Below are 14,725 nucleotides of genomic sequence, written 5' to 3' on the forward strand. Positions count from 1 at the left end.
ACATCACCTCCGTACGGCTTTGTCGGGATCGGTTTATTTCTGATTACGGGTTTCGAACTGTGCCATGTTTTCTTTGGTGATCAGCTGATACGGGATGTTGATGACCTTCTCAACTTTCTCGCCATTAACCAGCTTGATGGCTGCCTGTACCGCGCCTTCACCCTGGCCTTTTGCGTCCTGGAAGACGGTGGCGACCATTTTGCCGTTCTTCAGCATCTGTAACGCATCAGGTGTGCCGTCAACGCCAGCAATCAGGATGTGGTTCGGGTTTTTACCCAGTGCCTGCAGAGCACCAATCGCCATTTCGTCGTTGTTAGAAGCAATCGCCTGGATGTCATCACCTGCGGTCAGCCAGTTGCTCACCACATCGACTGCATCGTTACGCATAAATTTGGCTGTCTGTTTCTGTACCACTTTGATACCTGGGTATTTGGCGACCACCGCTTCCACCCCTTTGGTACGGTCACGGGTTGATTCGTTCGCCAGGTCACCCATCAGGATCGCGACGTTGCCTTTGCCGTTCATCGCTTTGGCCAGCGCTTCCATTTGCAGACGCCCTGCCAGCTCGGAGTCAGAACCGACGTAGGCCATTTTGTCCGTCAGTTCTCCGGCCGGTTTGCGGTTAACGAAGATTAACGGGATGCCCGCTTTGGTGGCCGCATCCATGACTGGTTTCACGGCGTTGGTATCCACCGGGTTAACGATGATGGCGTCCACACCCTGACCGATAAAGTTCTGCACCTGTTGCAGCTGCTGTGATACGTCGCCTTTTGCGTCTTCGACCTGGCCTTTGACGTTGTCTTTAGTCATCTCTTTCTGCATCGCGGTGCGCAGAATCGTCAGAAAGTTGTCATCAAACAACGCCATAGAGACGCCAACCTGGATATCTTTTGCCATTACAGCGGCAGGTAACATGCAAGCTAACAGGGAAGTCACTAACGCTTTTTTAATGTTCATAGGTAACCCTTCATTATCGTTAACATGCGCAGGTTGGCTGATACCGCGAATGAAAAAATTCTTTTACATTCATTCAACGTCGCTGGCGTTTTTTATCTGGTTGTAGAGGTAAGGCTTCTGGTTTAACGCTATCGGTTTTCAACGACTCCTTATTGCAACTTATTCCTTATCAACAAGTTATTTTCAAAACGGCGTTTCGGGTTATAAAAGTTGTTCCACCCGTGATGATAAGCAGTTCATTTATTCCATCTTAACGACATTTGAAATTTTCATCATAAAAGCACTGAAACAGTTGTTTTAAAATCGGCAAATAACAAAACTTTGACACGCATCTAACATCTGCAAGGAATTGCGTTTAAAGTGAGATCTTGCTGGCAGTTTGAATTGTGATCATTCAAGGCAGAAAAACAGCAATCCGCTGCTTTTCCGCGCACTTAAACCAGAAGTGTGCAGGAGGGCTTTGACAACGGGGATCGGCATCGCTAATATGCGCCTCGTTCCAACGATTCCTCTGTAGTTCAGTCGGTAGAACGGCGGACTGTTAATCCGTATGTCACTGGTTCGAGTCCAGTCAGAGGAGCCAAATTCGAAGAAAAGCAGCCTGAAAAGGCTGCTTTTTTTTGCCTGGCACGGTGCGATTACTGACTATAGTAGAAATGCAGCGTGCCATATTGCGGGAGTATGTCCCCAGGGGTGATAAGCCCGTGCACATCCTTATCACCGGTATCCATATGTTCCTTATTTACGGTTGGCGCTTTATCGGTGTTTTCAAACGTTGATAGCGGCTTCCAGCCTACATTGGTAATAATGAGTATCAGCGGGCCACTCTCTTTTATCGCATCATTGATGGCCTGATAAGTCCCTGCTGTGATCCGGTGCTGTTTATAGAGGCTGCTTAGCGTTAACCAGCTATCATCCGCCAGATAAGGTATCGGTGCAGGCCGGTTTTCATCGCCCCAGTTCAAAGTGCAGGGCTGCGCGGCGTCAGCAGGACTTCCCGGACACTGCATAAGGAAGTTGAAAGGTGTGATGGAATCATCTTTTAACGGCGTGACCAGCTGCGTGCGGTTTAACTCCTCATTTTGCGCAATCACCACCGCCGTCAGGCTGAAGCTAAAGGGATCGGTGGGGATAGGAAGATCAGCATTAAAACAGCTGGCATCCTTAACATCGCATTCTGTCTGTAGCGTCATCGGCCAGCTGTGTGTGCCGTCGGTCAGACTGAGTTTATCGGTTGATTCCATCCCCTCGGCGACAACATGCGCGGTGAAGGTCTTCTTATCTTTGACCTTCTGCGATCCAGCCTCCAGGGCATGCACAGAAACCCGTGTTTCAACCTTCACATTTTTTTTCCCGCCCGTTACGCTGTTCTGAGCAACAATCCGGTCCGCTGAATCCAGTTTCACACTTGCCGACTGCCCGATGGCGGCTTCAATTGGGGCAAGCTCTGCGGGCAGGGTCTTCTCCAGGGTCAGTGGCACCGTCAGGCTGTAGCTTTCTCCCGGCTGTAAATCCAGCGCGAGGAGAATCATCTGATGCCCTTCTTTACCTGTCCAGGTGTTATCAATATCGTATTTGCAGTCGGTATGCTGCGAGCAGCGCACCACGATATCTCCGTGGGTTGAACGCACGACTCCCGCAGGGAGGATTAATTTCAGTTCGGTAGCTTTGACGACTTTATCTATCTGCGACTGGGTTTTGAAATTCACCGTCAGGCTTTGCACGGATTGTGTCTTGCTGAATGTCAGGGGTTGATCAGGATCCATATCAATGGAATAAACATTCTCAGCTTTCAGCAGAGAATCATCGGTATTAAGAACCTGGTGCCGCTGTTTAATATCAGCGGTTGTTCCAGATACATTGGTAATTAATGAATCATTGTTATTTATAAAGTTACCGGCCTGTACAGAGACCGGAGCAACAGAGATCAACACTGCGCTCAGGGGAATATATTTATCTGCTATCATCTTAACCGTCCTTGCATATGATTGATTATTCCAGATTTATTCAGAGTGAAGCTTATTCCCCTGCAAATCTCAGCTTCTGAGCAATATGTTAAGCGTTATAATAATCACAACTGACATGACAACACTGGCTGAATGGAGGATTTTTCCGGTGTGGGAATTGGGAAGTTACCACTATCATTGCTGCATGAACCACCTCATACTTCGGATAATTTTCTGATAAAAACCAGAAGAAAAAATAGAGGGAATAAAAAATATCATTATTATAAACAATTACGCCCCCTGTAACCAATTGGTGTTAGTCTTGATAACTTTAATTTTTAAATGCTGGATAATGAAATTTTTCTGTGTTGAAAAAAAAGCCGGAAGGATCGTTAAGATCACACCCGGCTTTTTATCAGAGATATGCGTTTATTCTTTTCCCGATATATTCAATAAAATCTTCCACATAACATTCTTTTTATTACCTAACTCAAGGTAAACTTGATTGCCGCCATCTGTTCTAAAATAAAACTCCTCACCAAAGTCTGTATTAGATAAAACAAGCGCGTGGTCACCGCCTTCCCACCCAGCCTGCCCTGCACCAGCGGCTGCCGCGTTTTGCTGATACGGCGGTCCAGCGGGTCATACTCAGTACGCGTCGTCAGCCCGCCCTGGCTGCGGCTAAGCTCCCGGTGCAGCGTATCGCGGGTGAATTCGCTCACCGTCAGGCTGTCCAGCGCGATGCTCAGCAGATGCCCAGCGCATCGTGACGGAGGGTGATTTCCTTCTCCTCTTCTCGGTTCCAGGCCGTGTCCGCGAACTGCGGATTATTGAGCAGATCGCACAACCCAGGTAGAGTTTCCTTAAAGGGATATACCATTCGGAACAGCTATTCATTTAAAATCAGTCAGATATAAAATCATGGACCATAAAAATGCATTAAGGTATCAAGATCATCCCGATCTTTTTCAGTTAATGTATTTTTTTCCATGCTGTCATATTTATGCCTAATTCCTTTCATTGGAATAGAATTATCGTTAGCTTTTGCTAAATCCATTAATTCATCAATATCAGACTGGTTTTTTAAAGTCCTTTTCAGCAGTTCCAACAGCATTATTTCTGCATCTTTTTTACCTAGCGCATACATTTAATTAATCCGGTAGTATTGTAATTTAGTCAAAATTGATAACCTGTACATCTGCATGTATTACCGTCTGGGTGGAGGCGGGCTGTCTTATCCTGACCACCGGCGGATAATAAAAAAGCCAGAAGGATCATTTAGAACACTTCCGGCTTCTTTAGGCATCAGACATCATTTTTAGCATATTTTATCAAGCGCAGGCACTGATCTTTAACTGACGGTTCCTGACCTAGATTTGATAACCAACCTTCTAGAAACTCATTAGCCAGGAATATTTCTAAAAAATATTCTGCATTTATTTTCGCTGCTTCATCCGGCACGCCACCCTCATCAGGTTCAGTTGCAACAATGGCCTCTGAGTCAGGGCTCCATGGCTTCTTCACATAGATAGTACTTTCATCGTCTAATCTATCTATTTGTTTTATAATGTCATTCAAGGTCATCTTATTTCCCCATGGGACATATTCGCCGTAACCATCAGAATGTAACACCTTCCAGAACTCACTTCCTGGAAGCGTCGCCCTCGGGAATCTCCAGGATAAGATGTTTTAGCAAGTTTCATTTCATAGGTTATGGAATAATAAGCATTAGCCTCTTTGCTACTGCATCTATTTAATCCAGTGCATTAGAATAAATGTTCAGTCTGCCTCAGATCTATCGAGTCCTGCTGAGTAAATCACCTATATTGTATGTGAAACTTCACCACTCCGTCATAATAATAATTAATATTTCCAAAACGATTACAATCAGTAAGCTGGTCCCTCCCTAAGTAATCGCATATTTTTATAATCAAAAGAATAATGCCAGTCATGCCAACCCTCTAGCTTTTCATCAAATACACATATTATCAGAACACTCCGTGCGAGAGTTTTTGTCAAATAGTAAAAATTCGAACCTTGAGGTGCTGAACAAGAAAATACTTCCATCCCTTCTTCATCCAATATTTTCAGTTCTGTTGGGAGCTCTTGCGCTCCACTTAATATAAATATTATCTGCCGACTTTCATCAACCATAGCTTGATCTAAGTTACTTACCAACCGCAAAATTTCTGTTTTATTGCAGAACCATCTAAGGCTACCTTTATCTTTCTCTATCTCAAATTTTTCTATCATTTTGCTACTCGCGAAAAACCAAACCTATGGTTTGATGGGATTTTCATCAATAACATCCAGGTAACTCATGCGCTCTTTTGGTGCAATAGACATTTCAACCTGAGATCCTCCCCCCGGAAGATAAGAACCCGTGCCTTTATCAACCTGGGGGCCAACTGCGCCTATTTTCACTGGCAATGGCTTTTTAACTTCATAAGTGATCACTCGATCAATGTCTGGCTTCCATTCGTTTTTAACTGCAAGGTTATTTCGGACATAGGACACATCAGGTATTTCATCAAATGTAGCAAATCCACCTGGTCTCGTGGCGGGCTGGCCTGGCGATACTGCCATTTTCAATTTTGTTCCTGGAATAAGAGTCGCATCTAAAGGTGGTGCATCCATCGGCCATGGCGATTGTTCCTTGACCAAAGTATGATATGCAGCCGCAGCGTCAGTCGATGACTTGAACTGACCGCGATGATGGCTTTGGAATTCATTCCAGGTATTAGTTGTTTTACAGCGCAGCCCCAGCGGATCGATCCACGTTAACGCATTCGGCGCATACGCATACAGGTTCACCCCACCCGCCAGCCCTATCGGGTCCTGCTGCGTAAACCGTCCGCTGTCCGGATCGTAATACCGGAACAGATTGTAGTGCAGTCCTGTTTCCCGGTCCAGGTACTGGCCCTGCATCCGCAGGTTCTGCGCAAAGCCGGGGGTCTGGAGGGCCGACTCACGCAGCAGTTTGCCCCACGCGCCGTTAACTCCTTCCCAGCTGATGCGGCCTTCGCGGTCCGTCAGCCGCTCCGGCATGCCGTTTGCCGCGCAGTGGAACCAGAATATTTCCGGGCTGTCCACGCCGTCGATACGCGCCAGCGGCTCAAAGCTCTGTGCCCCGCTGTACACATACGTCAGCGGCACGTCATCCTGAATCTCCTGCAACAGGCGGAAGCCTTCCCAGACGAAGCGCGTGGTCACCGCCTTCCCGCCCGGCCTGCCCTGCACCAGCGGCTGCCGCGTTTTGCTGATACGGCGGCCCAGCGGGTCATACTGAAAACTCACCCGCACCGCTGGCCGGTTGCGGTCGTGGGGTTCGCTCAGCACCTCCGTCAGACGATGTTCACCGTCGTAACGGTAGCGCCAGCGGACCTGCCCGTTGTCCTTCTCCGTGGTGCGGCCATGCACGTCATACTGCCAGCGGATGCCGTTCAGCTGCGTCACCCGGTTGTACGACACCGCACCGGCATGGCGCTCCAGTGGATTCCCCGCCGCGTCCCAGCGCCACTGACCATTCCCCGGCTGCACGCTAGCTAGCTAGACCGTAATCGGCAAAACTGGCAGGCGACTGCGGTTCCGGCGCGGGAGTATCGCCGGAAGTCAGGGTTCCGGCAGCCCGCGCAGCGGCAAGGCCATTGATGATCACATCGTCAGAGCCGCTGATGATCACCCCGGACGGGGACGGCGGGAACAGAAAGTTGCCGATTTCGTCCGCACCCGCGCTGATTTTGCTGCTCAGACCGGTGGCATTGGCGGCCACCCCCGCTACAATCCCGCTCAGCAGGCAGCTGCTGCCGAGCGCAGTCAGTGCCCCGATGCCGAGAACCGGCCCGGCAAAGGTGGCCGCCCCCGCGACAATCGCCCCCATTGCCGCATAGGTCACGCCCTCCGCGACGATGCTGGTGATATCCGCCAGGATGCTGGAATGAATGATCTCATCGCCCTGCCGGGCTGCGCGGTTATCCATGCCTTAAGATTTCCGTGGGTTATGTAACGTCAGGCTCTGCCGAAATGCGTTCCAGCGTCCAGTATCCTCTTCACTGAAGGGACGAAGGGCGGAGAGGGTAAAAACCATCAAGGTGCGGGTTCCGGGTACTTCGGCGGCCAGCTGCTTTTGCCATAGTGCCTGACCATTGCGTTCATAAGCGGTTTCCACTTCAATGGCGCGCAGAGTATGGTCTGGGCCAGCAGTGACATGCGCAAAGGTGCTCTGATGGATTTCCCCCATCTGCTGACGCAGCGCGTCCCATTGATGCTGAAACTCTTGTTCAAAGTCGCTGCCTTCCGGAATAGGACCACGGCTGACAATCAGCGCAAGGCCACTGGCCTCATCACGCAGGATATTCATGGTGGTATCCTGCCAGGCAGCCGGAAACAGGGAAAACGCGCCCTCATTGAATTGGTAGTGCATGTTAGTTATCCGTTCTGGGGGTTTAAATCGGGGTGTAGAGGCGAGAGGTTTCGCCATATTTTCGCTGCGGGTTACTAAAGGTGGTTTGATTAATTCTTAGCCTGTGCGATTCAGCGTTTCGAAAGAATGTGGTGTAGGAGTAAAACAACAATCGGGATCTTCCAGCAATTCCCAGGAAATTTTTCCCTCTTTTTTTAGAGTGATTCTGGCTTTGCGTTTGTCTGGTTCACCACCTGTAGAGGGAAACCACACAATGGCCGAGGAACCTTTTACGACTCCGTGCAAGGGATCTGACTCGCCAATCGCCGGACAATCAATCTGATCACCGCCATCCATATAACAGTAGGTTCCGGTGATCTCGTTGCCTGTTTGTTTTAAGGTCAGTGATAAAGAAATTTGCTCCCCACGCTCCCCTCGCCAAATACCACTGAAAGAGGCGGGAATTTCTAATTCATCCGCTCTTTGAGCAGTCATCTTCAGATTACAACTGTCGCCGACCAGCAGTGCTAACGTGCCTCCCGCTTCAGTGGCCATCCATGCATTACAGTTTGCATCGCGGTACTTCAACCATAGCCGCTGTGCTTCCACAAAGGATTTTTTGGTATCACTATCATGTGATGCTAAGAAGGCTTTGTAGTTTTTATTTAATCGCGCATCCTGTTTAATGATTTCATCGTTATAACAGTCACGCATCGCAACGGTAATTCCGTTTGAATTGGACATGCATTTTTTGAAAGCTGGAGTAAAACTCTCCTCACTCGCTTTTGCCGCATGAAAGGGTAGAGATAAAGACAGAACTGTCACCAATAGATACGTATCAAATTTCATTTACTCATCCTTGTGTGAATTGCAGATACTTTTTATTTTTTAATAGTGTAAAAATCGCCACTATCCGAATTCGCATCCGTCATTAGCGAATGATTATTTCGATTAATTTTGAAGGTAAAAAGATGGATAGATGTTTCTGGATCACCACCGCAAATGGCATAGCGTTTATCTTCTCTAACATCCACAATAAAGAAGTCTTTATCTGAGGTTTCATCATAGTCATACGTCAGGCATTGATCACGTAGCGGCGAAAGCTGATGATCTCTGATTGCCTGATGCACGGCTAAAATGGCGGCATCTTCATTGCTTTTTATTATTTCTGCCGATACTTCGGCTTGAGGGAAAATATAAAAAAACATCATTGCACTAGCAAAGATGCCAGGATTTCTTTGCATGTCAGATACCGTTTTCATCAGGATTCAATGCCAACATGATACGACTCACCTTATCGTTTATAATCTGAAAAGAAAGGCGTTTTCCATCGCCATCATAATAGAGCCAATGCTGATTATCACTGTTATCTACTTTAACCTGGCCATACTTTTCAACCACCCTCTGCTGGCTGTCTCCAACCGAAATACCTCGGGAAGTGATGCCTCCTGGCTCATACAGTGTTAGCTGGGAAATGATATAACTATCAATATCCCGATGTTCTTTCCGCCAAAACATATTGGCCGTGTAAATTTCAAAACCGTCATAATTATGTTGGTAGTATTTGTAATAGTCTTTGCCAACCGGTATATCACCAATAAAACTCTCGCTGATTTGAGCACCAGCCCTTTTTCTTACTTCTTCATCCCATTTTTCACCGAGTGAAATATATTTATTATTAAGCATAACGGTGAAATCTGAAGATCCCGTGACCGTATTGACCTCTGTCGGATATGGGGTGTTATAATCAGGTGCAATTCCTTTATGCGTTTCTGACAACCTATTCTTTTCCACCCACCCACTTACCTGTTCATTGTTTCGGGAAAAATACATAACCCGATAAAAATTTTCATATTCAATATAAGCAATGAGTGAGTCACCCGGAATGACAAAAACATGGTCAATTAAACACTTTTTGTCCGGTGCAGAATAAAATTGCAACCGACCTTCACCGCCTACTCTGTAGATGTTTTTAGCGTTGTTAAAGCGGGTACCTTGAGAAATTGCATTATTATCTAAATTCTGGCAAAAATCATTAGCGTATACGAGAAATGGAATACATAAAAATAACATTAACAGTCTCATTTCTCACTCCCTGAAATGAAAATATAGAAACATCCATCATCCTCATCAGAACCATTTACACCTGTATTTAATGACAGGTTATTCCCAATAAGCATCTTTTAGCTTCTGTTGAAGTCCGGGCAGCATTGCATATTGAATAACTGCCCAACTCTGACTTCACAGTTCGGAAGTGAAAAAATTTACTCCCAGTGCCCATCCTGCTCAACCAGTACTTTATCTCCCTGAGAGACTTTTAACTTTAACGGATCAAAATCAATCAAATACTCAATATTACCATTTTGAAATATCATCCCTTTTGCCACAGTTGAGGCCGAATCTTCAATTGTACGGCCAACAAGGGCAATTTGGCTGTGATCTTTATTCCTCAAGCCATAATATTCGACATTCTGGCATGGCTTATAAAAAGCCCCACAATTATTTACTAGCGTTATAGTGAATCCACTGGTAGAGAGAACCTTAAGCTGATTTTTATTATTCAACTTACTTTCCTCTCTTGTAAGTTGATATACCTCTGGTGCATAGAAATCACCACCTTTAGGGTCACTAATCAAGTGCCACGTGAGGTCGTTCTTTTCTAATACCAATTCGGCGACTCCTCCCTTCCCTCCAAAACTGGAATCAAACTCAACCGTCGCTTTATCATCCTTTACCACCCCTTTCATATTGGAAACATTATCATCGGGGCAATCAATTCTATTGCCATTTCTTGTAACGTAACAATAACGACCAACCAGCTCCTCACCTGACTGACTAATATTTAACATCAATGTCGAATAAAGAGAGCCATCTTTATTTTTTTCGGAACCACCCCACCCCCCTAAAAAAACACCAGAAGCGAACAATATCTTAGGAAACAACATCAGAATAAAAAGGGGTGCATTAAGATTTTTCATAGAGTCCCATTAAAACCTGCACAGTCACCTACGATAATAAAATTCACCCATTTGTCACACTTATTGCTTTCGAGATTAATGCCACTGACCTTTTTCATAGATATCTTCCTTGCCTTGCGTTGAAACAAAGAGAACATCATCATTCAATGAAAAAACATAGCGCGTTTTTGTATTTTTATTCTCAAACTGTAAACTTTTCACAGGGCAATCTGGTTTATTACACTCCTGGCTATTAATTAGCCCCAACACAGCATGAGAAGAAGCATCACGCTTATCTGTAATTTTTAGGAGAGCCTTAGTGCAGAGCGTACTGTGGTCCGGGCAAAGAAGTGTTATTGTCGCGGAATAGTTCTTGGTATCGAAGTGACTGACATCGGGTATTTTTTGTTTAATTTGAATTTTGGCAGGCTTGTAATTAAAACCAACCCCATCAAATCGAGATGACCATTGTTGTATATCTTTCTGTATTTTACTTTCGCCAGCATCATTTGTGATATATTTAATATAATCATTCTCAGGACTCAACCATGCCGCATATAATTTACCATCGGGTTGAATAACAAAAGCCGAAGCCTGATAAAGATATAAATCTTTCAACCAACCCTCTACAAACAAACCACCTTCTTTTGTCTGGGACGGCTGACCAAACACATCAAAATTATCACTAAATGCAGCATAATCTGATCCCAGCAGCAACTTCAAGGCCGAGACAACTTTCACATCATCAAATATATATGAAGTCTGCCAAAAATTTCCATAACGTAAAAAAACTGGTCAGATTTTGATAACCAATAATACCCGAACAGAGAGTAAAAACGATAAAAATACCCAAGAATTTTATTTTAAGTGCATACTTTATCAACCTTATATATCAACAGAGCCGTTCCCTCCTTTCCTTAACGCATGGTTAGAGTATTGGAATATGATTATTAGTAACTAACCGCCTCATTTTGATCATGATAAATATAATTCATTGAAAGTTTAATTTCTGGTGAAGTCATCCACACGACTCGCAGTCATTTTTAGATAACAGCTATCACCAACAATCCACCCGTGTCTTCAGTAGTAAACGCACCACAATTAGCATCTCTAAATTTAACCCATTGACGTTGAGTAGACACAATTTTTTTAACTTCAGGAGAGAGTGATGAAATATATTTACTATAGTTCATGTTAACCTCGCATCCTGTTTGATTATTTCATCGTTATAGTAATCGCGCATCGCAACGGTAATTCCGTTTGAATTGGACATGCTTTTTAGAAAACAGGAGTGATGCTTCCCTCACTAGCCTTTGCTGCATGAAAGAGTACAGATAAAAATACAGCCACAAATAGTATAAACTTCTCAAATCTCATTTACTCATTCTTGTGTTAATTGCGGATAATGTTCTATTTTTTATATCATGTAAAAATCGCCACCAGTTGCCAAAGCGGACATATTTCTTGTTTTCCCACCTTTAAATAAAACGACACAGAGTGTTAAATACAATTTTCACTCTGTGAAATATTGAAATAATTAAAAATTACACCATCATAAAATCACAGTGGGCATTAAAAACTTCAATAAAATAATTACCACCTTATAAAACATGATATTACAACCTGCTTTTTTTACTCAACTACTCATCATAATTCGGTGCGATACCTTTATGTGTTTCAATTAGTCTATTTTTTTTAACCCAACCAGTTACTTGATCATCATCAGCAACATACATCACCCTGTAAAAACCTCCATATTCAACATATGCAATTAGATCGTTACCAGGAATAACAAAAGTCCCTTTCATTATACACTTCGCATCAGGTGCGGAATAAAACTGCAACCTCCCTTGCCCACCAACTTTATAAAGGTTATCTGTATTATCAAAGCGAGCACCTTGAGATATTCCTGTTTTATCAGCTTCCTGGCAGGAAACGCTTGCTGAAGACGTCAACGGGAGCAAAACAAGTAACAACCCAAAAAATTTTATCATATCATCCCTCGACTTTTCATAATGTCAATTAACTTCTTAGCATAATTAGGATCAGTTGCATAGCCTTTAGCTTGCAAACCTTTAGCCCAGTCGACCGGATCCGTTGAATGGAACAGACTACTATAACGCGGATTCTTTAATAGAAACTGAGCATGTTGTTCAATGCCTTCATCTATAGAGTCGTAGCTTGCAAACTTATCCATTACTCGTACTCTCTTACCATTAATATTCTCATGGGTCCATGTCTCCACATAGTTAGGCGATCCATGAGCTTTTATACCAAAAAGATTGTTACTAACTTTTTTGGTTTTTTCATCAATAGGTACAAGTGTTCCCCAGCTTGATTCAAGAATTGCCTGAGCTGTAATAATTTCGGCTGGAATTCCTGTTTTCTTCTCGATAGCCTTCGCTGCGGAATTTACTTTATCAAAAAAGACTTGTTTTTCATGTGGTAAAGGACGTCTTTTCCCAGCCGGCTTACTACCGGCAGATTTTGCAACTACCGCTCTTAACTTCAGAGGGTTAGGTCCCTCCCCCTCACCCCCCTTTTTTGCCGGGAATAGATTCGTCACCGCCTCCGCAATATTCTGCTTATGGCTGCTTCCCGGCGCACCTGTACCTGGCTGTGCGCCTGCGGTATTCAGGTTAAGTTTGCCACCCGAGGTGGTGATATTTCCGTCACCCTGAACGAAGAGATTAAACCCTTTGCCGACGATATTGATCTGCCCATTGGCGTTCAGTTCTATCGCGCTTTCACCGCACTCCAGCCGCAATTTTGTGCCCGACCCCAGCACATACGTTTCCACCGCCGCATCGATTTTGCCTTTGCCGGTCAGCAGTTCTTCACCGCCTTTCACGCCGTGTACACGGTTGGTTTCAACCCGATATAGCTCATTGACGCCGACATAGTGGCTGTGATTTTTGGCGACAGTATGGGTGGCGTCATTTTTGACGTTGGTATCCATATTCTTCTGCGCCTGGATCCACAGCTGCTCCTCGCCTGCCTTGTCCTCAAAACGCAACGCATTGGCGGTGTCTGCTGTGCCATCTTTGGTCCGGCTGAGGAAGCCCATCTGGGTTGCCGCCGCTGGCAGCGCCCACGGTGGCATGCTCGCCTCGTTGTAAACACGGCCAATGATCAGCGGGCGGTCCGGGTCGCCGTTGATGAAATCCACCACCACTTCATCACCCACGCGCGGGATTTGTACCCCGCCGAACCCCTGACCCGCCCAGGCGCTGGAGACGCGTACCCAGCACGAACTGGTATCGTCGCCTTTTGCCAGCCGGTCCCAGTGGAACTTCACCTTCACCCGGCCATAACGATCGGTCCAGATCGACTCGCCTTTTGGTCCCACCACTTTTGCCGTCTGCGGGCCATGCGTTTTTGGCCACGCCGTGCGTGGCGGTGTGCGGTAAGTAATTGATGCCGGGAGTACGGTAAAACGGATGTTGTGCGAAGTGGTCACATCCCCGCTGGCGTAGCTGTTTTCCTCGAAGGAATATTTCGCGGTGACCGTCAGGTATTTGCCGTTGTCACTGAAGTGCGGCGCATTGAGCAGCCCGAAGGTGTAGCCTGGTGCGATACCCGTTGCCGTGCCCACGCCGCTGACGCTGTGGTGCTCCACTTCCCACACTTCCTGGCGGATGCGGGTGTAAAACTCGCCGTGGCTGTGATCGACAAAGTGCCCCGGCCAGTCATAAACATCCACGGAGCCGGGACTCGGTGCCACCGGATTCTGTCGTGCCTGTAGCATCCAGGCGTTTGGCTTGCGGAAGTCATAATCGTCGGTGCTGTACATCCCCGGCGTGACGCTCTCTTCAAGCGACCACTGGCTGATACCCTCTTCCGTCACGCTGCCGCCCGAGGGCGCAACGTGGTAAGGGATGGTTTCATAACCGCTGAACGGCTGATGCTGATCCGCCGCGTCGCACAGCACCAGGGTGTGTTTATCGGCCTCGTGGCGGAACCAGAAGTAAATACCTTCCAGCTCCATCAGACGGCTGATAAAGTCATAGCTGCTTTCCTGGTACTGCACACAGTAATCCCAGACCCGGTAACTGCTGCTGAGCCGCGACTCCACATTGACGCTGTACTCCTTCAGCAGCGTCTGCACAATCTGCGGCACCGTCTGGCTCTGGAAGATGCGCAGGTTACGATCGCGCCTCATCGGCCACAGGTCCGACTCCACTGTCAGGGCATAGACCGCGTAGCGGGTGCCGTTCAGCTCCTCATTGCGTACCGCCACGCGAGTGATTTTACCGTTGATATAGCGCGTACTCAGCAGATGCTCTGTCGGTAGCGTAAAGGTGATCGGTTTTCCCAGCAGAGACTGACGATCGATGCGCGCATCGGTCGAAAGCAGCTCCGCGTCCAGGGCAAATGATTCCGAGAGGGCTTCAGACCCGTTGAGTTTCCAGAACAGCAAGCCCTCCATGGGCAGCTGAACGGTTATGCGTGAAAACATAAGC

At 46.3% G+C, this 14,725-nt stretch carries 15 protein-coding genes, 1 tRNA gene and 2 pseudogenes; 1 reads left to right on the plus strand and 17 read right to left on the minus strand.

The window, feature by feature from the left end:
- Positions 1–33: 33 nt before the first annotated feature.
- Complete coding sequence (locus tag HA50_RS12310) at positions 34–957, minus strand: sugar ABC transporter substrate-binding protein (protein ID WP_084875816.1); 924 nt, start codon at positions 955–957, stop codon at positions 34–36.
- 507 nt (positions 958–1,464) lie between these two features.
- On the opposite strand from HA50_RS12310, the gene HA50_RS12315 reads away from it, so the two are divergent.
- A tRNA-Asn gene (locus tag HA50_RS12315) sits at positions 1,465–1,540 on the plus strand.
- A gap of 55 nt (positions 1,541–1,595) precedes the next feature.
- Here HA50_RS12315 and HA50_RS12320 read toward each other — a convergent pair.
- From HA50_RS12320 to tssI, 16 genes and pseudogenes are all read right to left on the minus strand, one after another.
- Positions 1,596–2,924: a hypothetical protein gene (locus HA50_RS12320; RefSeq protein WP_084875818.1), complete on the minus strand. Its 1,329-nt coding sequence runs from the start codon at positions 2,922–2,924 to the stop codon at positions 1,596–1,598.
- A gap of 608 nt (positions 2,925–3,532) precedes the next feature.
- Positions 3,533–3,664 (minus strand): annotated as a pseudogene (locus tag HA50_RS31690) (hypothetical protein); the annotation flags it as partial.
- A 158-nt stretch (positions 3,665–3,822) separates the two neighbouring features.
- The gene (locus HA50_RS12330) at positions 3,823–4,050 is read right to left on the minus strand and encodes a hypothetical protein (RefSeq protein ID WP_084875822.1); all 228 of its coding nucleotides are present in this window, start codon (positions 4,048–4,050) and stop codon (positions 3,823–3,825) included.
- Between the two features lie 158 nt (positions 4,051–4,208).
- Complete coding sequence (locus HA50_RS12335; RefSeq protein WP_084875824.1) at positions 4,209–4,487, minus strand: hypothetical protein; 279 nt, start codon at positions 4,485–4,487, stop codon at positions 4,209–4,211.
- A gap of 303 nt (positions 4,488–4,790) precedes the next feature.
- Positions 4,791–5,156, minus strand: a complete 366-nt coding sequence (locus HA50_RS12340; RefSeq protein ID WP_084875827.1) for a hypothetical protein — start codon at positions 5,154–5,156, stop codon at positions 4,791–4,793.
- A 24-nt stretch (positions 5,157–5,180) separates the two neighbouring features.
- Positions 5,181–6,440: pseudogene (locus HA50_RS31695) on the minus strand (RHS repeat domain-containing protein); the annotation flags it as partial.
- 4 nt (positions 6,441–6,444) lie between these two features.
- Positions 6,445–6,882, minus strand: coding sequence for a PAAR domain-containing protein (locus HA50_RS12350; protein ID WP_084875829.1), 438 nt, complete (start codon positions 6,880–6,882; stop codon positions 6,445–6,447).
- 3 nt (positions 6,883–6,885) lie between these two features.
- Positions 6,886–7,326: a DcrB-related protein gene (locus HA50_RS12355; protein ID WP_084875832.1), complete on the minus strand. Its 441-nt coding sequence runs from the start codon at positions 7,324–7,326 to the stop codon at positions 6,886–6,888.
- Positions 7,327–7,422: 96 nt separating this feature from the next.
- Positions 7,423–8,154 (minus strand): lysozyme inhibitor LprI family protein, encoded by a 732-nt coding sequence (locus HA50_RS12360; RefSeq protein ID WP_084875834.1) that lies wholly within the window; start codon positions 8,152–8,154, stop codon positions 7,423–7,425.
- Between the two features lie 32 nt (positions 8,155–8,186).
- Positions 8,187–8,567 carry a hypothetical protein gene (locus HA50_RS12365; protein WP_139810927.1) on the minus strand — a complete coding sequence of 127 codons (381 nt, stop codon included), beginning with the start codon at positions 8,565–8,567 and terminating at the stop codon, positions 8,187–8,189.
- A complete protein-coding gene (locus tag HA50_RS31700; RefSeq protein ID WP_244193576.1) occupies positions 8,551–9,390 on the minus strand; it encodes a hypothetical protein in 840 nt (279 codons plus the stop codon). The genes HA50_RS12365 and HA50_RS31700 overlap by 17 nt, the downstream gene beginning before the upstream one ends.
- A 179-nt stretch (positions 9,391–9,569) precedes the next feature.
- Complete coding sequence (locus HA50_RS12380; RefSeq protein WP_084875839.1) at positions 9,570–10,283, minus strand: hypothetical protein; 714 nt, start codon at positions 10,281–10,283, stop codon at positions 9,570–9,572.
- 75 nt (positions 10,284–10,358) lie between these two features.
- Entirely contained in the window at positions 10,359–10,985 is a 627-nt protein-coding gene (locus HA50_RS12385) for a hypothetical protein (protein ID WP_158087404.1), read from the minus strand.
- Between the two features lie 320 nt (positions 10,986–11,305).
- Positions 11,306–11,455, minus strand: coding sequence for a lysozyme inhibitor LprI family protein (locus HA50_RS31080; RefSeq protein ID WP_139810928.1), 150 nt, complete (start codon positions 11,453–11,455; stop codon positions 11,306–11,308).
- A gap of 447 nt (positions 11,456–11,902) precedes the next feature.
- Complete coding sequence (locus HA50_RS12390) at positions 11,903–12,256, minus strand: hypothetical protein (protein ID WP_084875844.1); 354 nt, start codon at positions 12,254–12,256, stop codon at positions 11,903–11,905.
- A complete protein-coding gene (gene tssI, locus HA50_RS12395) occupies positions 12,253–14,721 on the minus strand; it encodes a type VI secretion system tip protein TssI/VgrG (RefSeq protein WP_084875847.1) in 2,469 nt (822 codons plus the stop codon). Before tssI ends, HA50_RS12390 begins: the two co-directional genes overlap by 4 nt.
- Between the last annotated feature and the right edge of the window lie 4 nt (positions 14,722–14,725).

This window comes from Pantoea cypripedii, from assembly GCF_002095535.1.
GTDB classification, from domain to species: Bacteria; Pseudomonadota; Gammaproteobacteria; order Enterobacterales; family Enterobacteriaceae; genus Pantoea; species Pantoea cypripedii.